21 protein-coding genes are annotated in these 25,151 nt (G+C 65.5%); 1 reads left to right on the top strand and 20 read right to left on the bottom strand.

Annotated features, from left to right (window positions below; genetic code table 11):
- Positions 1–7: 7 nt before the first annotated feature.
- Positions 8–2,866 carry a TonB-dependent receptor gene (locus tag V6Z91_RS14910; RefSeq protein WP_338771619.1) on the bottom strand — a complete coding sequence of 953 codons (2,859 nt, stop codon included), beginning with the start codon at positions 2,864–2,866 and terminating at the stop codon, positions 8–10.
- A 2-nt stretch (positions 2,867–2,868) separates the two neighbouring features.
- Positions 2,869–3,900, bottom strand: a complete 1,032-nt coding sequence (locus V6Z91_RS14905; protein ID WP_338771616.1) for a LacI family DNA-binding transcriptional regulator — start codon at positions 3,898–3,900, stop codon at positions 2,869–2,871.
- 416 nt (positions 3,901–4,316) lie between these two features.
- Between V6Z91_RS14905 and V6Z91_RS14900 the strand changes: the two genes are divergently transcribed.
- The gene (locus tag V6Z91_RS14900) at positions 4,317–6,083 is read left to right on the top strand and encodes an FAD-dependent oxidoreductase (protein WP_338771614.1); all 1,767 of its coding nucleotides are present in this window, start codon (positions 4,317–4,319) and stop codon (positions 6,081–6,083) included.
- 31 nt (positions 6,084–6,114) lie between these two features.
- Here the strand turns inward: V6Z91_RS14900 and V6Z91_RS14895 are convergent, their stop codons facing one another.
- From V6Z91_RS14895 to gyrA, 18 genes are all read right to left on the bottom strand, one after another.
- On the bottom strand, positions 6,115–7,086 hold the full coding sequence (locus V6Z91_RS14895) for a questin oxidase family protein (RefSeq protein WP_338771612.1): 972 nt from the start codon (positions 7,084–7,086) through the stop codon (positions 6,115–6,117).
- Positions 7,087–7,217: 131 nt separating this feature from the next.
- Complete coding sequence (locus tag V6Z91_RS14890) at positions 7,218–7,532, bottom strand: helix-hairpin-helix domain-containing protein (RefSeq protein ID WP_338771610.1); 315 nt, start codon at positions 7,530–7,532, stop codon at positions 7,218–7,220.
- A 130-nt stretch (positions 7,533–7,662) separates the two neighbouring features.
- Complete coding sequence (locus V6Z91_RS14885) at positions 7,663–8,403, bottom strand: LytTR family DNA-binding domain-containing protein (RefSeq protein WP_338771607.1); 741 nt, start codon at positions 8,401–8,403, stop codon at positions 7,663–7,665.
- Complete coding sequence (locus V6Z91_RS14880) at positions 8,400–9,449, bottom strand: histidine kinase (protein WP_338771605.1); 1,050 nt, start codon at positions 9,447–9,449, stop codon at positions 8,400–8,402. Before V6Z91_RS14880 ends, V6Z91_RS14885 begins: the two co-directional genes overlap by 4 nt.
- Positions 9,450–10,019, bottom strand: coding sequence for a transcriptional regulator (locus V6Z91_RS14875; RefSeq protein WP_338771604.1), 570 nt, complete (start codon positions 10,017–10,019; stop codon positions 9,450–9,452).
- A gap of 150 nt (positions 10,020–10,169) precedes the next feature.
- Positions 10,170–11,045, bottom strand: a complete 876-nt coding sequence (rfaE1, locus tag V6Z91_RS14870) for a D-glycero-beta-D-manno-heptose-7-phosphate kinase (RefSeq protein ID WP_338771869.1) — start codon at positions 11,043–11,045, stop codon at positions 10,170–10,172.
- 162 nt (positions 11,046–11,207) lie between these two features.
- Entirely contained in the window at positions 11,208–12,383 is a 1,176-nt protein-coding gene (gene lapB / locus V6Z91_RS14865) for a lipopolysaccharide assembly protein LapB (RefSeq protein WP_338771602.1), read from the bottom strand.
- Between the two features lie 22 nt (positions 12,384–12,405).
- Positions 12,406–12,705, bottom strand: coding sequence for a LapA family protein (locus V6Z91_RS14860; RefSeq protein ID WP_338771600.1), 300 nt, complete (start codon positions 12,703–12,705; stop codon positions 12,406–12,408).
- A gap of 218 nt (positions 12,706–12,923) precedes the next feature.
- The gene (locus V6Z91_RS14855; RefSeq protein WP_338771597.1) at positions 12,924–13,229 is read right to left on the bottom strand and encodes an integration host factor subunit beta; all 306 of its coding nucleotides are present in this window, start codon (positions 13,227–13,229) and stop codon (positions 12,924–12,926) included.
- 44 nt (positions 13,230–13,273) lie between these two features.
- Entirely contained in the window at positions 13,274–14,950 is a 1,677-nt protein-coding gene (gene rpsA / locus V6Z91_RS14850; RefSeq protein WP_338771595.1) for a 30S ribosomal protein S1, read from the bottom strand.
- Positions 14,951–15,077: 127 nt separating this feature from the next.
- Complete coding sequence (gene cmk, locus V6Z91_RS14845) at positions 15,078–15,746, bottom strand: (d)CMP kinase (protein ID WP_338771592.1); 669 nt, start codon at positions 15,744–15,746, stop codon at positions 15,078–15,080.
- Positions 15,747–15,906: 160 nt separating this feature from the next.
- Positions 15,907–17,259, bottom strand: coding sequence for a 3-phosphoshikimate 1-carboxyvinyltransferase (gene aroA, locus V6Z91_RS14840; RefSeq protein WP_338771590.1), 1,353 nt, complete (start codon positions 17,257–17,259; stop codon positions 15,907–15,909).
- 12 nt (positions 17,260–17,271) lie between these two features.
- Positions 17,272–18,177 carry a prephenate dehydrogenase/arogenate dehydrogenase family protein gene (locus V6Z91_RS14835; protein WP_338771589.1) on the bottom strand — a complete coding sequence of 302 codons (906 nt, stop codon included), beginning with the start codon at positions 18,175–18,177 and terminating at the stop codon, positions 17,272–17,274.
- The gene (hisC, locus tag V6Z91_RS14830) at positions 18,161–19,282 is read right to left on the bottom strand and encodes a histidinol-phosphate transaminase (RefSeq protein ID WP_338771588.1); all 1,122 of its coding nucleotides are present in this window, start codon (positions 19,280–19,282) and stop codon (positions 18,161–18,163) included. Before hisC ends, V6Z91_RS14835 begins: the two co-directional genes overlap by 17 nt.
- 19 nt (positions 19,283–19,301) lie before the next feature.
- Complete coding sequence (pheA, locus tag V6Z91_RS14825) at positions 19,302–20,375, bottom strand: prephenate dehydratase (RefSeq protein ID WP_338771587.1); 1,074 nt, start codon at positions 20,373–20,375, stop codon at positions 19,302–19,304.
- A gap of 257 nt (positions 20,376–20,632) precedes the next feature.
- The gene (gene serC, locus V6Z91_RS14820) at positions 20,633–21,718 is read right to left on the bottom strand and encodes a 3-phosphoserine/phosphohydroxythreonine transaminase (protein WP_338771585.1); all 1,086 of its coding nucleotides are present in this window, start codon (positions 21,716–21,718) and stop codon (positions 20,633–20,635) included.
- Positions 21,719–21,728: 10 nt separating this feature from the next.
- A complete protein-coding gene (locus V6Z91_RS14815; RefSeq protein ID WP_338771582.1) occupies positions 21,729–22,292 on the bottom strand; it encodes a DUF2059 domain-containing protein in 564 nt (187 codons plus the stop codon).
- 76 nt (positions 22,293–22,368) lie between these two features.
- A complete protein-coding gene (gene gyrA / locus V6Z91_RS14810) occupies positions 22,369–25,038 on the bottom strand; it encodes a DNA gyrase subunit A (RefSeq protein WP_338771580.1) in 2,670 nt (889 codons plus the stop codon).
- Between the last annotated feature and the right edge of the window lie 113 nt (positions 25,039–25,151).

Genomic DNA, 25,151 nt, shown 5'->3' with positions numbered 1-25,151 from the left:
CGGCTCCTCAGAACGCGTAGCGGGCCGACAGCTTCAGCGTGCGCATCGGACCGCCCATCGCGTTGGCCAGGCCCACGTTCGGGTTGTCGCCGCCATAGCGGTTGGCCGATCCCGGCTGGCCCACCCAGCCGTCGTAGCCACCGTAATTGATGCTGTTGAAGAGGTTCAGCACGTCGGCGCGCAGGGTCAGCGCGCCGAAGCGGAACTGGACATCCTTGGCGAGGCCGATGTCGACCTGCTTGAAGTTGTCGCTTTCGCCCTTGATCGACACGCATTGGTTGGCACCGAGGTGGCAGTCGGTCATGCGGAACGGCAGGCCCGAGCCGAACGTGGCCTTGCCCGACAGCAGCAGGCCCCACGGCAGCAGGTCGCCCGACGTTGCCGCGACCACGAGGCGGTGCTTTTCCACCTCGGCCGATGGATTCCACTGGCCGGGATAGCGGCCGTACGTCCAGTTGAAGATGTCGTTCTTCCACTCCTTGTTGGTGGTCTGCGCATCGCTGTACGTATAGGTGGCCGACACGCTCCAGCGCGAGCTGCGCGAATACGGCTTGTCGACCTTGAAGTACACGGTTTCCGTCTTCGCCTGGCTGATGAAGTCGCCGAGGATCAGCGTGCCGTAGCCCGGCACCGAACCCCACAGCGGGTCGATCGGGCTCTGCTTGCCCCAGCCGCCCTGCGGGTCGCGATTGCCGCCGAACCAGTTGAACTGGTTGCGGCTGCGCGAGTTCGTGTAGCCCACTTCGCCGTTCCAGATGCCGAGCGCCTGGCGCAGGCCCAGGCTGAACTGGTCCGTGTACGGCGCCTTGTGGTCGTTGCGGATCATCCAGACCTCGCCGCCCGGCTGCGCATTCTTCTGAAGCTCGTCCAGCGCATAGTTCGCCACCGCGCGGTCATAGGCGCGGCCCCAGCCGCCGAAGATCACGGAACTGCGGTCGCCTTTCAGGTCGTAGGAAAAGCCCAGGCGCGGCTGCCACGCATCCTTGAACGCCTTGCGGCTGCTGCCCGTGCTGATGTAATCGGCGATATTGATGCCGCCCTTGGCGAGCGACTGCCCATACGTCTGGCCGGCCGGCGCACCTTCGCGCGTATCGGGCTGGCTGAAGATCGCCACCCGGTCCGCCGGCGTGGCATAGCCGTCGTTGAGCATATTGTTTTCATAGTCGTAGCGCAGGCCCAGGTTCAGTTCCAGCCGGGGCGTGACTTGCCAGTCGTCCTGCAGGTAGATGCCGTATTGCGTGTTCTTGAAGTTCACGCCGACCGCCGCGAGGGCCGGATCGCTTTTCGTCGTCTCGGGAATGCCGGTCACGTTGTTGATCAGCTGCTCGAACATGTCCACCGAACGCGCCGTGCCGGACAGGTCGTATTCCATCCACTTGATCTTGATGCCGCCCTTGAGCGTGTGGCGGTCCAGTCCCGTGAAAGTGAAGTCGTCCTGCAGCAGCTTGCCTTTCTGCTGGCGAAACTGGGCATTCGGGGAGCCGCCGGCGATCGCCACGCTGACCACGTTATCCTTCGTATTGGTGGGCGACACCAGGTACTTGATGTACGGTTCGGTGGCGGACGAGTGCGGGTTCCACGTGTACTTCTCGTAGCCGATGCGCGCCTCGTTGACGAACCTGTCGGTGGTCCAGGTGTGCTTGACGTCGAAGCGGTCTTCGTCGTTGTCGCGCGCCACTTCGTTGCCTGGAAGGCTGAGCAGCTTGTCTTCCGGTACCAGGTCCGTTTCGCGGCGCACGCGCACGGTGGCTTCCAGGTCGTGCTCATCCGAGATGCGGGCATTGAGCTTCGCCAGGAAGAGGTCTTCGTCGAATTTCGAGGTCGTGGCGCCCTGCTGCGCCAGCAGCGACGGCACGATGCCCGCGTTGGGCAGCTGGTTCTGGTTTTGCAGCAGCACCTGGCGCGGATCGTCGATCTTCTTGCCCTCGTAGGCCAGGAAGAAGTGCGCCACATCCTTCCTGATCGGGCCGCCGAGCGTCATGCCGAACTGGTCCTGCTTGGAATCCGGCCGGGCGATGCCCTGCGCCTCGGCCTTCTTCTGGAACGGGTCCATCGCCGTCACGTTGGTGCCCGTGTGGTCCCAGAACACGTCGCCATGCAGTTCATTGGTGCCGGACTTGGTGACGGCCGTGATGGCCGCGCTGGATACCTGGTCGAACTCGGCCTTGTAGTTCTGCGAGATGACCTTGTATTCGGCGATCGCCGATTGCGGGAAAGGGTTGCCGCGGCTGGAGTCCAGTCCCGAGATGCCGCCGCGCAGGATATTGTTCTTCTGGCTTACGCCATCGATGAACACGTTCACGTTGTCCTGGTTCTGGGCACCGCTGCGCAGCGTGACGTTGCCGGACTGGTCGACGTCGAAGCGCACGCCGGGCGCCAGGTCGGCGAAGGAGAGAAAATTGCGGGTCACCTGCGGCAGCCGCTCGATCTGCTCGCGCGATACCGAGGTGCCCACTTCCGACGTGGTCACGTCGCGCCGCTGTGCCGAACCGGTGATGACCACCCGCTGCGGCTGGCCACCGGTCGCGGCTGCCGTGTTCAGGTCCAGCGTGCTGGTCTGGCCGACGGCCAGCGTCACCGTTTCCGTGGCTTGTCCCCCCACCTGGATCTGGTAGGAGCCGGGCGGCAGGCCGGTCAGCACATAGCTGCCGTCCCCCCGCGTGGTGGTGCGGTAGGTGTAGCCGTTGCCCTGGTTGGTCGCGGTGACGGGCGTGCCCGCGGGGCTGGCCGCGCCGGCGGCGGTGACCTGCCCGCGCAGGGTGGCCGTGGACAATTGGGCCGACGCGGGCGCGGCCGCCAGCAGGGCCGAGGCCAGGGCCCCGGCCATCATGGAAAGGCGCAGCGGATGGAAGGAAGTGCTCTTCATGGTCAGTCTCCTTTTCTTGGAATCCTGTTCGATGCATTCAAATCGGGACAGCCGCTCGAGGCACGCACGACGAGCTGCGCCTCCAGGGTCTCGGCGGCCGCGCCGGCCCCGATCCGGCCGCCGATGCGCGCGACGAGCCGGTGCAGCGCCTGCGCGCCGAGGCCGGCGATCGGCACGCGCACGGTGGTGAGCGCGGGGGTGACGTAGCGGGCCACGGGGATATCGTCGAAGCCGGCAAGCGCGATGTCGCGGGGCACCTGCACGCCGGCCGCCTGCAGGGCGAGCTGGGCGCCGATCGCCATCATGTCGTTGGCCGCGAACACGGCACGCGGCCGGTGCGCGCTGCCGGCCAGCGCCGTGCCTACGCGGGTGCCAGCCTCCTCGGTGAAGTCGCCCTCGAAGACGTGCTCGCGCACGCCGGGCAGCAATGCGGCCAGCGCGGCCCGGTAACCGCGCAGCCGTTCCTGCGCTTCGAAATTGCCGGCCGGGCCGGTGATGAAACCGATGCTGCGGTGGCCGCACGCCGCCAGGTGTTCGACCATGGCATGGGCGGCGCTGTAGTTGTCGATCGAGACCGACGGATAGGCGCCGCCGCCGGCGCCGCTGTTCAGCAACACGATCGGCAGGTGCTCCGGCAGGTTCTGCGCCAGGAACGCGGCATCGACATGCGGCGACATCACCAGCAGCCCGTCGACCCGCCCGCGCATGGTGCGGATCGCGGCCGCCGCCTCGTCCGCACCGCCATGCAGGCTGGCCACCAGCAGGTGCAGGCCGCGGCTGCGCGCGGCGCCATCGATGCCGCGGATCATCTCGGAAAAATATTCGCCGTACAGGTCCGGCAGCAGCAGGCCGACGGTATTCGTGAGACTGGTGGACAAGCTGCGCGCGCCCACGTGGGGCACATAGCGCAGCTCCTTCATCACGGCAAGGATGTGGGTGCGCGTCTCCTCGGTCACGGAGGCATGGCCATTGAGCACGCGCGACACGGAAGCCACCGACACGTTTGCCGCCTGCGCCACATCCTTGATCGTCACGCCCATTGCCGCGCCGTCCCCTTCTTTCCTGATGTAACCGGTTACATTGCCATGCCAGAAAAACGGCCGGTAGAGACATCCATGGCCGTGGTCGCTTGCAAAAATGTAACCGTTTACATCAGCGCGCGCAAACACTTTATTTGCAACGTAGACAAGATGCGACAAGCCCGCCCTCCCCCAACACCGGTGACAGGCTCCGATGTTCAGGAAACATTGCAAAGGAGCCGGTGCCTGTCACCGGGTTTAGGGAAACATTTCAGGAAGGCCGGTGCCTGTAAGGCCGGTGCCTGTCACCTGGATTGCGGGGGCGTTCATGCGCCTCTGCCGAACGGGATAACTGCCTTCCGGATAGCGTTGGCGCGACGATCCATCGGTTACACTGCCGCGAACATCTACCTACCGCGCAGGAATCCGCCATGGCGAACATGCAGCTGACCCCGAATCAATTCGTACCCGAGGCCAACCGGGAAGAGGCGGTGCCGCAAATGCCGCAGAACCTGGAATCGCGGCGCTACCAGATGTTCCCCGTGCTTTCCGAGCAGGAGATCAGGAAGCTGCTCCGCTTCGGTGCCGTGCGCACCTGGCATAACGGGGTGCGCATCCTGGAAGCGGGCCACACGACGTTCGGCCTGATCGTCACGCTGGCCGGCCGCATCGCGATCAGCCGCTACGATGGCCTCGGCAATTCCTGGCCGATCACGGAACACGGCCGGGGCGAATTCACCGGCGAGGTGTCGCAGCTGGCCGGCCGCCCTACCCTCGTCAATGCGTTCGCCGTGGGCGAGGTGGAAGCGCTCGTGATCACGCCCGAGAACCTGCGCGCGCTGGTGATCGCCGAGGCGGAGCTGGGCGAGCGCATCGTGCGCGCCCTGATCCTGCGCCGCGTGGGCCTGCTGGAAGCGAATTCGGGCGGCCCCGTGCTGGTGGCCCCGGCGGGCCACCAGCGCCTGCACCAGCTGCGCAGCTTCCTGTCGAGTAACGCCTATCCATACACGGTGCTCGACCCGAAGGAGGACGAACAGGCGAAGAGCCTGTGCGAGTACTACCAGCCGGGCGCGGACGACTGGCCGCTGGTGGTATGCCCGGACGGCAGCGTGAAGAAGAACCCGAGCAATACCGACATGGGCTTCTGCCTCGGCCTGCTGCCCGAGCTGGACGAGGAAAAGGTGTGGGATGTCATCGTGGTCGGTGCCGGCCCGGCGGGCCTGGCGACGGCGGTGTATGCCGGCTCGGAAGGCTTGTCGGTGCTGGCACTCGAACAGCGTGCCTACGGCGGCCAGGCCGCGGCCAGCGCGCGCATCGAGAACTACCTGGGCTTCCCCACCGGGATCTCGGGCGGCGCGCTGGCCGGCCGCGCCTATGTGCAGGCGCAGAAGTTCGGCGTGGAGGTGGCGATTCCCGCCGCCGCGAAGCGGCTGGTCTGCGATACCTATCCGCTCGAGGTGCAGCTGGCGGACGGCAAGCGCATGAAGGCGCGCACCGTGGTGCTGTCGTGCGGCGCCCGCTACCGCCGACCGGCGCTGGACAATATCGCGCAATTCGAAGGCCGCGGCATCTATTACTGGGCCTCGCGCATCGAGGCCAACCTGTGCCAGAGCGAGGAAGTGATCCTCGTCGGCGGCGGCAATTCCGCCGGCCAGGCGGCCGTGTTCCTGTCCGGCCATGCGAAGCGCGTGCACATGGTGATCCGCGGCGAAGGCTTGAAGGCGACCATGTCCACCTACCTGATCGAGCGCATCCACGCCACGCCGAACATCGAGCTGCACACGCACACGGAAATCGTTAAGCTGGACGGCGACGACGACGGCTTGAAGGGCGTCCGCCTGCGCAATAACCGCACGGGCGAGGAAAAGGATTCGAACATCTGCCGCGTGTTCCTGTTCATCGGCGCCGATCCGAACACCGACTGGCTGGGCGACTGCGGCGTGGACGTGGACCCGCAAGGCTTCATCCGCACTGGCCACGACGTGACGAAGGCGCAGTGCCGCGCCAACTTCGACCAGGGTATCTACCCGAAGGACCAGCCGCAGCGCGCACCGCTGGAAACGAGCGTGCCGGGCGTGTTCGCCATCGGCGACGTGCGCGCCGGCTCCACCAAGCGGGTGGCGGCCGGTGTGGGCGAAGGGGCGCAGGTGGTGTCGCAGATTCACGCCTTCCTGGCCAACCTGCCGCTGGCGGTGTGAAGACCGGGCGGCCAGACGGCCGCACGAACATCTACATGCCCACGGCGCGCGCGGCGATCTCGAGGCAGCGAACATCGCCATACTCGGCGTGCTCGGTGCGCGCCGTGTAGCACAGCTTGATCACGTGGTCGTCCGGAGAGCGGATGGCGCGTGCCTCGATGTCGTCCCACCCTGCCTTCGTCGGCGCGGCATGCCGCCCTTCCCGCTCGGCGGCCAGCCAGGCGGCCAGCACTGCCTGCCACAGCTGGCGCAACGCGGCGTCCCCGTCCTCGGCATACGCCCCCACGCGGCGAAACGCATGGCAAGCGGTGACCGTGTGCAGCAGCATGAAATCCTCGCTGGCGTGAAACGCCGACAGCGCGAATGCGGCCACGTCGCGCAGCGCGATCGCCTCCGGCTGCGCGCCGGCCAGTGCCGGATCGCGTTCGACGGTGGACATGCGCGCGGCGATCGTCTGCCCTGCCCCGGCCGTGTCCCCCACGGCCGCCGCGATCCGTGCGGCGATCGTCCCCGCGTCCGCCGCCGTGCGGCCGGGCGGTACCGGCAACGGCTTGTAGGCCAGCACCCAGAACGCCAGCGCGGCGCACAGTTCGCCGCGGTCCCCTGCATCGAGCGCGTAGGCCAGCCGGATCATCGCATGAAAACCGGCCGCGGCAAGGCCCGGCATGAGGATGGGGAGCCATTGGCTCAGCACCGCTTCTTCACCTTCGATGGCGACGGCATCCTGGAAATACCGTTCCAGGCCAGCGTAGTTCGCGTGGCGTCCCAGCAAGGCGAACGGGTCGGCCACCGGCTCGGCGCCGCCGGCCGGCACCAGGCGCCTGCGATGTTCATGGGTGAAGTGCTCCAGCACCGAGGGCGGCGCGTGCATGCGGTCCAGCGCGATCAGCGCCATCGGCAGGTGGTTTGAAAAGCCGGGCCCGTACAGCGGTCCGTGGCGGCGCGCGTCGGCCAGCAGGGCCGAGCAGGTGGGAGAGATGGGAATGACGGCGGCGGCGGGCATCGTGGTCTCCTCGATATGGGATGACTCACTATACGCCGGCCGTCAAAATAAATAAACTCTTTTATTTACTTATTGTCGCGTTCTTGCTGCCGCGCCATGATTCCCGCGATGCGGGGCCGCCGCCATACGGTTCACTTCCTGGCCGTTTTCGCGTCCGCCACCTTCACCGGCGCGCCGTCGCGCGACTTGCCGTTCACCTGCAGGCCCGCCTCGGACAAGCGGGCAGCGCTCTTGTCGCCGATGCCCTTGATCCGTTTCTCGAAATCGGCCCAGTCCTTGAATTCGCCCTTGGCCCGCTCTTCCAGGATCATCTTCGACTTGGCCGGGCCGATGCCCTTGATCGTGTCGAGGGCGGCCTGGTCGGCCTTGTTGACGTCGACCTGGGCAAAGGCGATGCCCATCGCGGCAACGGTGGCGGCGATGGCAAACAGCAGTTTCTTCAGCATGGTGTCCTCCGTGGGTTGGCATGACGCGGCTGCGTCCGGACATAGCTTAGTGGACGGCCGCGCGGAGCAAAGGCCGATAGCGCGACCGGTTGCGGCCTGTCAGGCGGCGCGGCGATGGGTGGAACTCGTGTCACATGCCCTTGAAGCGGGACTGGAAGCGCTGGCTGACGGGCAGCCGCGTGGGGTGAGCGTGCAATGCCAGCCACATGGCGCCATCGGCGTCGCGCGTCGCCGCGGCGATGCGGCGCACGGCTACCACGTAGCCGCGGTGCACCTGCCAGAAACCCGCATCGGCCAGCATGTCCGCCAGTTCCTTCAGGGGCGTGCGGATATGGGCTTCGAGCCGGTCGGTGACCACGCGCGTGTACTTCGCTTCGGCCGCGAAGTAAACAATGTCGTGCAAGTCGATGAAGTGGATGGTCTGCCCCACCGATGCCTGGATCCAGGAGGGCGCTGCTGCCGGCCGCAACTGCCGTGCGAGCTGTGACAGGTCCGGCGGCGCCAGCGCGACGCGTTCGCGCACCCGCGCCACCGTGCGGGCCAGGCGCACCGGCTCCACCGGTTTCAGCACGTAGTCCAGCGCACCCTGGTCGAACGCTTCGACGGCATGATCGTCATAGGCGGTCACGAACACCACGTGCGTGCGTCCGCCAAAGGTGCGTGCCACTTCGAGGCCCGACAGGCCGGGCATGCGGATGTCGAGGAAGGCCAGATCGGGCGCGAGCAGCTGCGCCAGGCGCAACGCTTCGTAACCGTCCGCCGCTTCGCCAACCAGCTCCGCTTCGGGCCACAACTGCTGCAACTGTTCGCGCAGCGCGCTGCGCAGCAGCGGCTCGTCGTCCGCGATCAGGATTCGGGGCCGTATCGTCATGGCTTCGTTCCAGTTTCCAGTGGCAGGGCGAGTTCCGCTTCGGTCCAGCCGCCGGCGCCACTACGCAGCTCGAACCGGGCCCGCTGGCCGTACAGGGCAGCGAGGCGCTCGCGCAGGTTGCGCAGCCCTACGCCGCTGCCCAGCACGGTGCCATCCAGGCCCGCGCCATCGTCGGCGACGAGAAGGCGCAGCATGCCATCCGCCGCGGCGACGTCAACCCGTACCTTCACCTTGCCCGGCTTGGGTTCCACGCCGTGACGTATCGCGTTTTCCACGAGCGTCATCAGCATCAGGGGCGGCATCGGCGCGAGACGCAGCGCCGCCGGGCACTCGACCTGCGCTTCGAGGCGCTCGCCGAAACGGATCGCCATCAGCGCCAGGTAGTGCTCCGCCAGTTCGCATTCGCGGCCCACGGCCGACGCTTCGCTGCGCAGGTCCGGCAGCGCCGCGCGCAGGTAGGCGATCAGGTGATCGAGCATGCGCACGGCCTGCTCGGGGGAATGTCGCGCGAGGTAGCGCGTGTTGGCAAGGGTATTGAACAGGAAGTGCGGCTCGACCTGGGCTTGCAGCGACTTCAGCTCGGCCTGCAGGGCTGCCTGCTTCAGGGTGGCCAGCTGCAGGGCCTGGGCCTGGCGCTGGGCCTGGAACAGCGGCACGCAGAACACAGCCAGGCCAAACGCCAGGGCGCTGCCGAACATCTGCGTGCCGTCCAGGATGGCCGGGACCGAGGTGGCGCAGGCGCGGTACGTGAAGACGGCAAGCTGCGCCCCTGCCGCCACCGCGATCAACAGCGGCAGCCATGCCCACACCCAGCCCGCGCCGCCCGGCACCAGGCGTTGCAGCAGCCCCATGCCGGCAGTGACGGCCGCCGCAGCCGCGAGCAAGGCGAGGAACAGCGCGGTCCAGGGCTGGCTCCACATCCACCCGGCTGCCGCCAGGACTACGGCAAGCGCGACGCCGACGAGCGCCTGGCGCGCCGTGCCAGCCAGATGGCGCAGCGCACCTTGTGCATCCGCCGGGGCGCTGCCGGCTGTCGGCGCGCGCATTTACAGCGATGGCTTGGTGGCCAGTTTCGGGCCGGCGTGCATGCTGTCCACCGGCACGTCGTTGCCCACCACCTCGAGCTTCAGCTCATCGATCCACACGGTGCCCTTGCCGGCACCGACCACGCCAAAGGCCAGCACGTTCGCATCTACCGGCACATCGAGCGTGACACTGCGCTGCTGCCACCCCGTGGTGCCGCGGATCGGCTTGTCGGCGCTGTTGTAGAAGCTGGCCGCGTGCTGCCCCGGCCGGTCGGCCCGCATCCACAGGCCGCTCCACTGGGATATGTCGCGGGTGCGCACCTGCGCGGTGAAGCGCACCCGTTTGCCACGGTAATCGATAGGGGAGATCTGCTGCATCAGCGTGCTCCACCCTTTGCCGTCGCCGTCCACCTGGCGCAGGTACTTGGCGTTGCCGCCGCGGGCGTAACCGTCGGCGTCGATGCCGATCTCGTACTGCTCGGGGTTCTGGCCAGCCTTGATCCAGGGTTCGCCCAGGCTTTTCGCCGGCTGGGCGATGGCGACGACCGAAGCGGCGGCGATGGCCGCCATGACGACGAGATGCGGTTTCATGTGATGGTCTCCGAATGGCATGACGGGTTTGTCATGCCGCTACTGTGCCGCCTTTCCCGCCGCCTGCGAGGGCCATGCGACAGGCGCTGCCCCGGCCCGACGAGCGGGCGCTGCGCGCGATAATTGAGCAATCATACGCGCGCCGGCCCGTCAGATTACGAACAGCTCTTCGCGCGTGACCGTGGCGGTGCCCAGCTTGCCCACGACGATGCCGCCGGCCCGGTTGGCCGTCTGCACCGCTTCCTGCCAGCCGGCGCCCGCACCCAGCATCGCGGCCATGGTGGCGATCACGGTGTCGCCGGCGCCGGACACGTCGAACACCTCGCGCGCATCGGCCGGTATGTGGAAGCGGTCGTTCTTCGTGTACAGCGTCATGCCTTCCTCGGAGCGGGTCAGCAGCAGCGCTTCGAGCAGCAGCGATTCGCGCAGGTTCTGCGCCTTTTCCGTCAGCTGCTCCTCGCTGCTCCAGCTGCCCACGATGCGTTTCAGCTCGCCCTTGTTCGGCGTGAGCACCGTGGCGCTCGTGTAGCGGGTGAAATCGTCGCCCTTCGGGTCGACCATCACGATCTTGTTGGCGGCGCGGGCGGCCATGATCATGTCCGACACGTTCACCAGGCTGCCCTTGGCGTAGTCGGACAGCACGATCACGTCGTGCTCCGGCAGCAGCGCGCGGTATTGCAGCAGCTTGTCGCGCAGGACCACGTCGCTGGGAGGCTCCTCGAAATCGATGCGCAGCATCTGCTGCTGGCGGCCGATCACGCGCAGCTTGATGATCGTGGAGATCGCCTCGTCGCGCTTCAGGTAGCTGTGGATGCCGCCGCCGGCGAGCAGCTGTTCGACCTCGGTGCCCGCCTCGTCGTTGCCGACGACGCCCAGCAATCCGGCATGCGCGCCCAGCGCGGCCGCGTTGCGCGCCACGTTGGCGGCGCCGCCCAGGCGGGCTTCGCGCTTTTCCACGCGCACGATGGGGACCGGGGCTTCCGGCGAGATGCGGCCGACTTCGCCGAACCAGTAGCGGTCGAGCATGACGTCGCCGACGACGAGGATGCGGACTTTGTCGAGGGCGGGAGGGGTGTATTGGGTGAGGGTCAAAATGGCGTCCTTCTACATCGGTGTGCAGCAGCCGCGTGACACCGGGGACAGACCCCATGCGGGGTCTGTCCCCATCGGTCACTGCCGGCGGCTCGCTTAGTTCATCACATTCAATTCTTCGGTGCGGCGCGGCGGATAGGTTTGCCAGCGGCTGCAGCCAGGGCAATGCCAGTAGAACTGGCGTGCCTTGAAACCGCAATGGCTGCACTGGTAGCGCGCCAGCTTTTGCGTGTAGCCGTGCACCAGGTTCTGCACCAGCGAGAGTTCGGCCAGCACGGTCGGCGAGGCGTCCAGCATCCGCGCTTCCAGGAATTTGTCGAGGCCCAGCAGCGTGGGCGTGCGGCGCAGTTCCTCGGCCACGAGGTTGCGCGCCGCTTCGACGCCCTCCAGTTCCAGCACGGCCTTGAACGCCACTTCCAGCAGGTCAATGGACGACGCTTGCTGCAGGTAGGAGCGCAGCAGCGACAAGCCCTCCTCCGGCCGGCCGGCCTTGCGGTAGCCGTCCATGATGCGCTGGGCCACGAGGGCCACGTGCGGCACGCTCTGCTGCTCCACGCGGCGCCACACCGCCAGCGCGGCTTCCACGTCGCCCTTGGCCAGGTGCACGTCGCCGCACAGGATGGTGGCGCGCACGCTGGTGCGGTCGGCATGCAGGGCCTTGTCCAGCAGCGGCATCGCATCGTCGGGGTGCATGTGCACCAGCGCGTCCTGCGCCAGTTCGCAGTAGAACTGCGCGATCTCCTTCTGGCGCGAGCCGGCGCCCGCTTCCTGCAAGGCGATCGCCGCCTCGATGGCGCGCTGCCACTCCTTTTCGCGCTGGTAGATTTCCAGCAGGGCGCGGCGGCCCTGCACGGCATATGACGTGTCCAGGAGGCGCGTATAGGTTTCCTCGGCGCGGTCCAGCAGGCCCGCCTTCAGGTAATCCTGGCCCAGCTCATATTCGGCGTGGGCCCTTTCGTCGGCAGGCAGGTCGGGCCGCGACAGCAGGTTCTGGTGCACGCGGATCGCGCGTTCCGTCTCGCCGCGACGGCGGAACAGGTTGCCGAGCGCGAAGTGCAGCTCGGTCGATTCGGGGTCCTGCTTGACGATCTCGATGAAGGAGTCGACCGCCTTGTCCGGCTGGTCGTTCAACAGGTGGTTCAAGCCCTTGAAATAGCCGCGCGGCAGCGTGCGCGATTCCGACACGAGCTGCCGGATATCGACGCGCGCGGCAATCCATCCCAGGCCGAAGAATGCCGGGATACCCAGTAACCACCAGAGTTCGAATTCCATTGTTTATTCTTGTTTGAAAAGTTTACTGCTGCGCGTTGACGCTGTCCGGTGCGCGGTTCACTTGCAGCGCAGCGGCTTGCAGGGTCGCGATCATCGTCTTCTGGCGCATCGCTTCGCGGCGCTGGCGCACGATGGAGGGAGTCAGGGCCAGCACGCCGAGGGCGGCGCCGGCCACGAAGAAGGCCAGCAGCAACAGCACCAGGGGACCGCGCAATTCATAGTTCAGGAACAGGTGCAGGTCGACTTCCTGCGTGTTTTTCAGGGCGAAGCCAAAGAAGAGGATAAACAGCACTATGCCAACAACCGTGGAAATGATTTTCATCGTATAGCTTCCTGTTTCCTTCCTTTATCCGGGAACCCGGATATTACCGCTTTTGCGGCGACTTCCGAAATCTTAAGCGTCGCTCCAAGGAGCCCGTGGCCAGGCGCAGCGTCGCAGACAGCGCTCTAGCACGGCAAGACGCTGCAACAACGCCACTCAAATAAAAAGGGGCGGGCTTGCGCCCACCCCTTTTCCGACACTACTGATGCACAGGGACTTCAATCCTCGATGATCGGTTGCCCGACCATCGCGTCCACGCGCTCGCGCAACTGCTTGCCCGGCTTGAAGTGGGGCACCCGCTTTTCGGGCACCATCACCTTGTCGCCGGACTTTGGATTGCGGCCGATGCGCGGTGGCCGGCTGTTCAGGGCGAAGCTGCCGAAGCCCCGGATCTCGATGCGCTGGCCGGCCGCCAGGGCGCCCGTCATCGCGTCGAGAATGGTCTTCACGGCATATTCCGCATCCTTTGCCACCAGCTGAGAATAACGCTCGGCCAGGCGGTTGATCAGTTCGGACTTGGTCATCTGCGTTCCAGAAAAAGTCTGTCGGTTATCGAACTAGTGTTGAATTAGTTCTTATTGTCGAACTTGGCTTTCAGCAGTGCGCCCAGGCTGGTGGTGCCCGATGCGGCGTTGCTGTCGGCGGCGATCTTCTGCATCGCTTCGGCGGTTTCAGCATTGTCCTTGGCCTTGATGGACAGCTGGATGCTGCGTGCCTTGCGATCGATATTGATCACCAGCGCTTCGACCTTGTCGCCCACCTTCAGGTGCGTGCCGGCATCTTCCACGCGATCGCGGGAGATTTCGGAAGCGCGCAGGTAGCCTTCGACTTCGTCGGTCAGCTGGATCACGGCGCCTTTCGGCTCAACCGATTTCACCGTGCCGGTGACCAGGGAACCCTTGTCGTTCAGCGCTGCGAAGTTGTTGAACGGGTCGCCTTCCAGCTGCTTCACGCCCAGGGAGACGCGCTCGCGCTCGACGTCGATGGCCAGAACCACGGCTTCCAGCTCGTCGCCCTTCTTGAACTTGCGCACGGCTTCTTCGCCAGGCTCGGTCCAGGACAGGTCGGACAGGTGCACCAGGCCGTCGATGTTGCCAGCCAGGCCGATGAACACGCCGAAGTCGGTGATCGACTTGATCGCGCCCTTGACCTTGTCGCCCTTCTTGTGGGTCACGCCGAAGTCGTCCCAAGGATTGGCCTTGCACTGCTTCATGCCCAGCGAGATACGGCGACGCTCTTCGTCGATCTCCAGGACCATGACTTCGACTTCGTCGCCCAGCTGCACGACCTTGTTCGGAGCCACGTTCTTGTTGGTCCAGTCCATCTCGGACACGTGCACCAGGCCTTCGATGCCCTGTTCCACTTCCACGAACGCGCCGTAGTCGGTCAGGTTCGTCACTTTACCGAACAGGCGGGTGCCTTGCGGGTAACGACGCGACAGGCCGGTCCACGGATCGTCGCCCAGCTGCTTCACGCCCAGGGACACGCGGTTCTTTTCCTGATCGTACTTCAGGACCTTGGCGGTGATTTCCTGGCCAACCGTCAGCACTTCGGACGGGTGACGCACGCGGCGCCATGCCAGGTCGGTGATGTGCAGCAGGCCGTCGATGCCGCCCAGGTCCACGAACGCGCCGTAGTCGGTGATGTTCTTCACGACGCCGGTCACCACGGTGCCTTCCTTCAGCGTTTCCATCAGCTTCTGGCGCTCTTCGCCCATCGATGCTTCGATGACGGCGCGGCGGGACAGAACGACGTTGTTACGCTTGCGGTCCAGCTTGATGACCTTGAATTCCAGGGTCTTGCCTTCGAACGGCGTGGTGTCCTTGACCGGACGGGTGTCGACCAGCGAACCCGGCAGGAAGGCGCGGATGCCGTTGGTCAGCACGGTCAGGCCGCCCTTGACCTTGCCATTGACGGTACCGGTGACGATCTCGCCGGATTCCATTGCTTTTTCCAGTGCCAGCCACGATGCCAGGCGCTTGGCCTTGTCACGGGACAGGATGGTATCGCCGAAACCATTTTCCAGCGATTCGATGGCCACGGAAACGAAGTCGCCTACTTTGACTTCCAGTTCGCCCTGGTCATTCTTGAATTCTTCAACGGGGATGAAAGCTTCCGATTTCAGGCCGGCGTTGACGATCACGAAGTTGTGATCCAGACGCACGACTTCAGCGGAGATCACTTCGCCAGAGCGCATGTCTTGACGCGACAGGGACTCTTCGAAGAGGGCTGCGAAACTTTCCATTTAAAATATTCCAGGTTATCCAGCAAGGCTCGCAACATGCGACTTCAACTGGGTTAGTGGGTGATGACTTTCGTCACTCCCGGGTTAAACACACGCGCCAGGCAGCAGAGCACTCCTGGCACACCAACTATTTCCCGACGGCCGCATACCATCCCAGCACCTGTTCTACGGCGGTTTCCACCGTCATGTTCGAGGTATCGAGTACATGCGCCCCCTCTGCAGGGACGAGTGGTGCGATGGCCCGGTGCGTATCCCGGTCGTCGCGCGCTCGCAAATCCATCAGGAGGTCGTCCATATTAGCAGAAATTCCCTTGCCGATCAATTGCTTATGGCGCCGTTCCGCGCGCGCTTCCACACTTGCGGTGAGGAACACTTTTAATTGTGCATTCGGAAAGATCACCGTACCCATGTCGCGGCCGTCTGCCACCAGGCCGGGCGCCTTGCGAAAGCCCAGCTGCAGGCCGTACAGCGCGTGGCGCACCGTCGGGTACACGGCGATCTTCGACGCCGTATTGCCGACTTCCTCCGCGCGGATGGCGTCCGTCACGTTCTCGTTGGACAAGAAAATGGCATCGCCGGAAAAGTGGATATGGAGATGCTCGGCAAGTTTTGCAATGGCGTGCTCGTCGTTCAGCGGCGTCTGGCGGCGCAGCGCCTGCAGCGCCGTCAGGCGGTACAGCGCACCGGAATCGAGGAGGTGGAAGCCGAGCCGTTCGGCGACTTTATGGGCGACGGTTCCCTTGCCGGAGGCAGTGGGGCCGTCGATCGTGATGACGGGGATGTTCGAGGTAGGCATCCGGGGATTTTAACCCGGCAGCCAGTGCGTGGAGTCGCGTTGGCACTTGAGGCATTGGTGTCGCACACCATTTTCCTTTGGAAAATGGTGTGCGACACCGGTTCTCCGGGCCGGAGTTGCGAGCGCGTGAGAAAACCGGTGTCGCAGGCGAGCTCGAATGTCAGTACTTCGCTTCGTGCGCAATGCCGGCAAACGCCGTGAAGTAATCCGGGAACGTCTTGGCCACGCACTTCGGATCGTTGATCCGCACCTCGGCGCCACGCCGGGCGGCACCGTCGAGCGATGCCAGCGAGAAGCACATCGCCATCCGGTGGTCGTCGTAGGTGTCGATGGCGGCGGGCGACAGCACCTTGGGCGGCGTCACCTTCAGGTAGTCGGCGCCCTCCTCCACCTCGGCGCCCAGCTTGCGCAGCTCGGTGGCCATGGCGGCGATGCGGTCGGTTTCCTTCACGCGCCAGCTGGCGATGTTGCGCAGCGTGCTCGTGCCCTCGGCGTACAGCGCGGCGATGGCGATCGTCATCGCCGCGTCCGGGATGTGGTTGAAGTCGGCGTCGATCGCCTTCAGGGGGCCGCTGGACTTCGATTCGATCCAGTTGTCGCCCATCGTGATGTGCGCGCCCATCTGCTCGAGGGCATGCACGAAGCGCACGTCGCCCTGGATCGAGTCGCGCCCCACGCCTTCCACGCGCACCGGGCCGCCGGCGATCGCGCCGGCCGCCATGAAGTACGAGGCCGACGAGGCATCGCCTTCCACGTGGATATTGCCCGGGCTCTGGTAGCGCTGGCCGGACGGGATCGTGAACGACTGCCACTCTTCCTGCTCGACCGTGACGCCGAAGCGGCGCATCAGGTTCAGCGTGATCTCGATGTACGGCTTGGAGATCAGCTCACCTTCCACGTCGATGGTCACCGCGTGCGAATGCGCCATCAGCGGCGCGACCATCAGGAGCGCGGTGAGGAACTGGCTCGACACGTTGCCGCGCACGGATAGTTTATTGGTCGTGAACTTCCCGTCGCGGATATGCAGCGGCGGGTAGCCCGGATTGCCCGTGTACTCGATGTTGGCGCCGACGGCGTTCAGCGCGTCCACCAGGTCGCCGATGGGGCGCTCGTGCATGCGCGGCACGCCGCTCACCTTGTAGTCGCCGCCGATCACGGCCAGCGCCGCGGTCAGGGGGCGGATCGCCGTGCCGGCATTGCCCATGAAGAGGTCGGCCTGGCGGTTCGGGAAGCTGCCGTTGGCGCCGTGCACGCGGTGGATCGTGCGCGCATTGCCGTTGACGGCGGACGAAGGCTCCTCGTTCCACTCCACGCCCAGCGCGCGCAGCGCGGCCAGCATCACTTGCGTGTCGTCGGAGTCGAGCAGGTCGACGATTTTGGTTTCGCCTTCGGCCAGCGCGGCCAGCAGCAGGATCCGATTCGAGATGCTCTTCGAGCCGGGCAGCCGGACGACGCCTTCCACGTGCATCACCGGCTTCAGGTCGATGAACGGCGGGTGATTCAATTCTGCCATGATGGGGTTTCCTTATTCTGCAATATCTTGTGGAGGCGGCGCCTCGGCCGCCTCGATGGCCTCGATCCAGCGCCGGCGCGCGCGCTGCGCGTTGCCGTACACGGCTTCGAGGGTGGCGCCGTCGCCCGCCGCCAGGCGTTCGCGCAGGTGCGCCAGTTGCGCCATGTAGGCATCCAGCTCGGCCAGCAGCGCAACCTGGTTGGCCAGGCTGATGTCGCGCCACATTTCGGGCGACGAGCCGGCGATGCGCGTGAAGTCGCGAAAGCCGCTGGCGGCGTACTGGAACAGCAGGTCGGCGTGCGGCTTTGCCGCGATATCGTCCACCAGCGCATAGGCCAGCAGGTGCGGCAGGTGGCTGACGGAGGCGAACACCTTGTCGTGCTCCTCGGGCGTCAGGCGATGGATGATCGCCCCGCATGCCCGCCACGCGTCCGTCACGCGCGCGACGGCATCGGGCGCATTCTCGGCCAGTGCCGTGACGACGAATTTCTTGCCGATGTAGAGATCGGGGATCGCCGCATCGGGCCCGTTCGTCTCGCGCCCGGCGATCGGGTGGCCCGGCACGAACTGGCCGATGCGCTCGCCCAGCGCCGTGCGCGCCGCCGCGACCACGTCCGACTTCGTGCTGCCGCAATCGGTGACGATCGTGTGCGCGTCGAGGTGCGGCAGCAGCGCTTGCAGGATGCGGCCCGTCTGCGCTACCGGCGTGGCCAGCACGACGAGATCCGCACCGGCGACCGTTTCGGGTCCGGTACCGATTTCATCGATGATGCCCAGCTCCAGTGCGCGCCGGGCCGACGCTTCCGACCGGTCGATGCCGACCACGTGCCGCACGCCGCCGGCGCGTTTCAGGGCGCGCGCGAACGAGCCGCCGATCAGGCCGACGCCGTAGACGACGATCTTATTCAGTGCGGTCATCGGCCAGTGCCTTTTGCAAGGCCGCGATCAAGACCGCGTTTTCCTGCGGCAGGCCGATGGAGATGCGCAGCCACTCGGGCAAGCCGTAGTTGCCGACCGGGCGCACGATCACGCCCTGCTTGAGCAGCGCCAGGTTGACGCGGGCACCCGCGGCCAGGTCCTTGCCCACCTTGACGAGCACGAAGTTGCCGTATGACGGCACGTACTCCAGCCCCATCTGCTCGAACGCTTCCACGAACTGGCGGTAGCCAGCCGCATTGTTGCGCGCACTCTTTTCCAGGAACTCGCTGTCGTTCAGCGCGGCGATGGCGGCGGCCTGCGCCAGCGAATTCACGTTGAACGGCTGGCGGATGCGGTTCATCAGGTCCGTCAGTTGCGGCTGGGCCAGCGCGAAGCCCACGCGCAGGCCGGCCAGGCCATACGCTTTCGAGAACGTGCGCGACACGAGCAGGTTCGGGTACTGGCGCACCCAGGCGGCCGACTCGTACTGGTCTTCCTTGTCCAGGAATTCGTTATAGGCTTCGTCCAGCACCACCACCACGTTCGACGGCACCTTCTGCAGGAAGGCCTCGATCTCGGCGCCCGGCACGAAGGTGCCGGTCGGGTTGTTCGGGTTGGCGATGAACACCAGGCGGGTGTCTTCCTCGATCGCGTCCAGCATGGCATCGAGGTCATGGCCGTGGTTCCTGGCGGGCACCACGATGTGGCGCGCGCCGATGCCCTGCGTGGCCAGCGCGTACACGGCGAACGAGTACTGCGCGTAGACGATCGACTGGCCCTTCTCGACAAAGGCGTGGGCGGCGATTTCCAGGATGTCGTTGGAGCCGTTGCCGAGCGTGATCCACTCCATCGGCACGTCGTAGCGTCGCGACAGCGCCTGCTTCAGCTCGAAGCCGTTCGCGTCGGGATAGCGGCCCAGGTCGGCAGCGGCCTTGGCCATCGCCTGCCTGGCCGACTCGGGCACGCCGAACGGGTTTTCATTCGATGCCAGCTTGACGATATTGGCCTCATCGAGGCCGAACTCGCGCGCCACCTCGGAGATGGGCTTGCCTGCCTGGTAAGGAGCGATGGCGCGGACGTATTCAGGACCGAACTGCTTGGACATAGATTCTCTCTCTCAGGTTTCAGTTCAGGCTGGTCGGGTAAGAGCCCAGCACTTTGAAGAAGGCGGCGTTGCCCTTCAGTTCGGCGAGCGCCTGCGTCACGGCCGGGTTCTGGACGTGGCCTTCGATGTCGACATAGAAATAGTACTCCCACGTGCCGACGCGCGCGGGACGGGATTCGAAGCGCGTCATCGACACGCCATGCTTGGCCAGCGGCGCCAGCAGCTGGTACACGGCACCGGCCTTGTTCGGCACGGCCAGCACGAGCGAGGTGCGGTCGCTGCCGGACGGGCCTGGCTGCAGGTGGCCAATGACGGCGAAGCGGGTGCGGTTGTGCGGGTCGTCCTGGATATGGCTGTTGACGATGCCCAGGTTGTATTGCGTGCCGGCGATTTCGCTGGCGATCGCGGCGATCGTGGGATCGAGGCTGGCCAGGCGGGCTGCTTCGGCATTCGAGGCGACGGCGCGGCGCTCCACGTGCGGATAATGCTCGTTGAGCCACACCTGGCACTGGGCCAGCGCCTGCGAATGGGCGCAGATCGCCGTCACGCCGCCCATCGTGCCCGTCTTGCTCATCAGGCTGTGATGCACGGCGATCGCCACCTCGCCGCTGATGATCAGCGGCGTTTGCAGCAGCAGGTCGAGCGTGCGGTTGATGGCGCCCTCGGACGAGTTCTCCACCGGCACCACGCCGAATTCGGCGGTGCCCGCCTCGGTGGCGCGGAACACTTCATCGATGGAAGCGCACGGCAAGCCTTCGACGGCATGGCCGAACTGCTGGTACACGGCCTGCTCGCTGAACGTGCCGGCCGGGCCCAGGTAGGCGACGGTCACGCGCTTTTCAAGCGCGCGGCAGGCCGACATGATCTCGCGGAAAATCGTTTGCACTTCCGTGTTGCCCATCGGGCCGGGATTGCGGTCGGCCACGCCGCGCAGCACCTGGGCTTCGCGCTCGGGGCGGAATACCGGGGCATTGGTTTCGGCTTTCACGTGCCCCACTTCCTGCGCCACTTTCGCGCGCTGGTTCAGGAGGGACAGGATCTGCGCGTCGATCGCATCGATCTGGTCGCGCAGGGGTTTCAGTTTGTCTGTCATGGTTTGCTTTGATCTGTGCTGGGCGGGCTTGAGCACTTGGTGTCAGACACCTTTTCCCGCTTGCGGGAAAAGGTGTCTGACACCGGTTTTCTTCGAGCTCAGTCGACTCCGGTTGAGAAAACCGGTGTCGCACACCATTTTCCGAAAATACCCGGAAAATGATGTCCGACACCTAGTGCTTGCTCCGGATGAGAAAACCGGTGTCAGACACTATTTCGGGCCATGGCCCGAAATAGTGTCTGACACCAAGCCAGCGGCTAACGCCCGGCGAACTCGTTCAAGTAATCAACCAGCGCCTGTACGCCTTCGATCGGCATCGCATTGTAGATCGATGCGCGCAATCCACCGACGGACTTGTGGCCCTTCAGCTGGAGCAGCCCGCGCTCTTTCGCGCCGGCCAGGAATGCTTCGTACTTCGATTCGTCGCGCAGGTAGAACGGTACGTTCATCCGCGAACGGTAGGGGGATGCGACACGGTTCTGGTAGAAGTCGTCCGCATCCAGTGCCGCGTACAGCAGCCTGGCTTTCTCGATATTCTTTTGTTCCATCGCCGCCACGCCGCCGTTCTTCTTCAGCCACTGGAAGACCAGGCCGGCGATGTAGATGCCGTACGTGGGCGGCGTGTTGTACATGGATTCGTTGGCGGCCACGTTCTTGAAATCGAACGCGGACGGGCAGAACGGCAACGCATGGCCGATCAGGTCGTCGCGCACGATCACGACGGTCACGCCGGCCGGGCCGATGTTCTTTTGCGCGCCGCCGAAGATCAGGCCGTATTTCGCCACGTCGACGGGGCGCGACAGGATGTGCGACGACATGTCGGCCACGATCGGCACGCCGGCCGGCACATCGGGAGCGAAGTCGATCTCCACGCCGTCGATCGTCTCGTTGGTGCACAGGTGCAGGTAGGCCGCGTCCGGCGTCAGCTTCCACTCGGCCTGCGGCGGCACGGCCGTGTAGCCGTTCGCCTCCGCCGACGCGGCCACATTCACCTTCGCATAGCGCGCCGCTTCCTTGATCGACTTGCCGGACCACGAACCGGTGTGAACGAAGTCGACGACGGGGTCGCTCTTGCGCCCGACGAGGTTCATCGGGATCACGGCATTCTGCGACAGCCCGCCGCCCTGCATGAACAGGATGCGGTAATTGTCCGGCACGGCCAGCAGTTCGCGCAGGTCCGCTTCGGCCTGGCGGTAGATCGAGATGAACTCGGGGCCGCGATGGCTCATTTCCATCACGGACATGCCGCTGCCATGCCAGTCCAGCATTTCGGCGGCGGCCTGCTGCAGCACCTCTTTCGGCAGCACGGCCGGGCCGGCGGAGAAGTTGTAGATGGTCGTCACGCGCGCTTCCTTATTTCTTTGCCTGCTGCTGGGCATTCAACTCCTGCATCACCTTGTTGATGCGCGGCGCGATCACGCGCTGGCCCACCTGCATGGCTTCGCCCATCAGCTTGGGCATCGCCTGCAGCGATTTCCTGCCGACCGGCGTGCGGTAGAACGCGGCCAGCTGCTTCATCTCGTCGGCCGTGAAATGGCGCGCATACAGCGGCACCACCTCGGCCATCATCTCGTCGGTCAGCTTCGGGTCTTCCAGCACCTTGGTGATGGCGGCCACGGCCTGCGGCACCATCTTGTCGACCTGGGCCAGCTTCTCGGCCTTTTCCTTGTCCGACAGCTGGGCATTGTTGCGGATCGATTGCTCGGCGCCGCCGCGCATCATGGCCGGCATATTGGCCGTCATCTGCTTCATCGCGGCCGTGGTGGTGGCGCGGTAGTTCATCGCATCGAGCAGCTCGCGGGCGGCGGCGGTGGCTTTCGCATCGGGCGGCTGGGTCGACAGCTGCGCAGGTGCCGCCTGGCCGAAGGCGCTGGCGCAGGCCAGCGACACGAGCAGGGTTGCAGCGATTTTCTTCATGGTCGGGCATCCGTTTCGGTGGGATGAAAAAACCGCGGGCCCGGTCCAGCTATCCGGACGGGCCCGCGGGGCTGTGTTACTCGGCCAGGGGATCGCCCTCGGCCGGATCGGCCGCGGGCGCCTCCGCCACGGCCTGGGCGTCGGCCTGGGATTCGGCATCCACCTCGTCCGCGTCCGCCTCGACGATGCGCTGCAGGCCGGACAGGTGCGTGCCATCCTCCACGGCGATCAGTGTGACACCCTGGGTGGCACGGCCCATCTCGCGGATTTCGGAAACGCGCGTGCGGATCAGCACACCGCCCGTCGTGATCAGCATGATCTCGTCGCTCGGATCGACCAGGGTGGCGGCAACGACCTTGCCGTTACGCTCGCTCGTCTGGATCGCGATCATGCCCTTCGTGCCGCGGCCGTGGCGGGTGTACTCGGTGATCGGGGTACGCTTGCCGTAGCCGTTCTCGGTGGCCGTCAGGACGGACTGCGTTTCCGTCTCGGCCACCAGCAGCGCGATCACGTTCTGGCCTTCGTCCAGGTTCATGCCGCGCACGCCGCGCGCCGTGCGGCCCATCGGGCGCACGTCGTTCTCGTCGAAGCGCACGGCCTTGCCGGCGTCGGAGAACAGCATCACGTCGTGCTTGCCGTCGGTGAGCGCGGCGCCGATCAGGAAGTCGCCCTCGTCCAGGTCCACGGCGATGATGCCGGCCTTGCGCGGATTGCTGAAGTCCTTCAGCGGCGTCTTCTTCACGGTACCGAGGCTGGTGGCCATGAACACATAGTGATCTTCCGGGAACGTGCGGTTCTCGCCGGAGAGCGGCAGCACCACGGTGATCTTTTCATTGTCCTGCAGCGGGAACATGTTCACGATCGGCTTGCCGCGCGAGTTGCGCGAGCCTTGCGGCACTTCCCACACCTTCAGCCAGTACATGCGGCCGCGGTTGGAGAAGCACAGGATGTAGTCGTGCGTGTTGCCGATGAAGAGCTGGTCGATCCAGTCCTCGTCCTTCGTCGCCATGGCCTGCTTGCCGCGGCCGCCGCGCTTCTGCGCGCGGTATTCGGAAATCGGCTGGGCCTTCATGTAGCCCATGTGCGACAGGGTCACCACCATGTCCTGCGGCGTGATCAGGTCTTCCGTTTCCAGGTCGGTGGCGTTGTGCTCGATCGTCGAGCGGCGTTCGTCCTTGACGCTGTATTCGTTCACGGCCGCGTTCAGCTCGTCGCCGATGATCGCCGTCACGCGGGCCGGCTTGGCCAGGATGTCGAGCAGGTCGGCGATCTGCGCCATCACGTCCTTGTACTCGTTGACGATCTTGTCCTGTTCCAGGCCGGTCAGGCGTTGCAGGCGCATCTGCAGGATTTCCTGCGCCTGGTCGTCGGAGAGCTTGTACAGGCCGCCCGGCTGCATGCCGTAGTGCTTCGGCAGGTGCTCGGGGCGGAACGCGTTGATGTCCACCTCGCCGCCCTCGCCGGTACGGGCCAGCATTTCACGCACCAGGGAAGAATCCCAGGCGCGCGCCATCAGCTCCGTCTTCGCCAGCGGCGGCGTCGGTGCGGCCTTGATGATGGCGATGAAGTCGTCGATGTTGGCCAGCGCCACGGCCAGGCCTTCCAGCACGTGGCCGCGCTCGCGCGCCTTGCGCAGCTCGAACACGGTGCGGCGCGTGACCACTTCACGGCGGTGCGACAGGAAGACCGACAACAGGTCCTTCAGGTTCATCAGCTTGGGCTGGTTGTCCACCAGCGCCACCATGTTCATGCCGAAGGTGTCCTGCAACTGTGTCTGCTTGTACAGGTTGTTCAGCACTACTTCCGGCACTTCACCGCGTTTCAGCTCGATCACCACGCGCATGCCCGACTTGTCGGATTCGTCGCGGATGTCGGAAATGCCTTCGAGCTTCTTGTCGCGCACGTTCTCGGCGATGCGCTCGAGCAGCGACTTCTTGTTGACCTGGTAGGGCAGCTCGTCGACGATGATGGCCATGCGGCCGCCATCCTTGCCGTATTCCTCGAAGTGCGTCTTGGCACGCATGACCACGCGGCCGCGGCCCGTGCGGTAGCCATCGCGCACGCCGGACACGCCATAGATCGTGCCGCCGGTCGGGAAGTCGGGCGCGGGGATCAGTTCGATCAGTTCGTCGACCGAGCAATCCGGGTTAGCCAGCACGTGCAGCGCGCCGTTGATGACTTCGCGCAGATTGTGCGGCGGGATGTTGGTGGCCATGCCGACCGCGATGCCCGAGGAACCGTTGATGAGCAGGTTCGGCACGCGGGTCGGCAGCACCGTCGGCTCTTTTTCCTTGCCGTCGTAGTTCGGCTGGAAGTCGACGGTTTCCTTGTCGATGTCGGCCAGCAGTTCGCCGGCGATCTTGTCCAGGCGGCACTCGGTGTAACGCATGGCCGCGGCGGCGTCGCCGTCGATCGAGCCGAAGTTGCCCTGGCCGTCGACCAGCGTGTAGCGCAGCGAGAAGTCCTGTGCCATGCGCACCAGCGTGTCGTAGATCGACGCGTCGCCGTGCGGGTGGTACTTACCCATCGTGTCGCCCACCACGCGGGCGCACTTCACGTATGGCCGGTTGTAGTGGTAGTTACTCTCGTGCATGGAGTACAGCACGCGGCGGTGTACCGGCTTCAGGCCATCGCGCGCATCCGGCAAGGCACGGCCCACGATCACGCTCATGGCGTAATCGAGGTAGCTCTTGCGCATCTCTTCTTCGAGTGAAATGGGGATTGTTTCTTTTGCGAATTGATCCATTGGCGGGTCGATCTTCTCTGACGTTGGCGCCGGCCCCTTTGGCGGGCAGGCAATCGCACGATTTTACCATGTGGGCATCACCCCCGGCCGATCGGGCTCTTTCCCCTGGGCCA

The sequence above is a fragment of the Massilia sp. METH4 genome (assembly GCF_037094685.1).
GTDB lineage: Bacteria > Pseudomonadota > Gammaproteobacteria > Burkholderiales > Burkholderiaceae_D > Rugamonas.
This window is presented reverse-complemented; position numbering and strand designations above follow the sequence as displayed.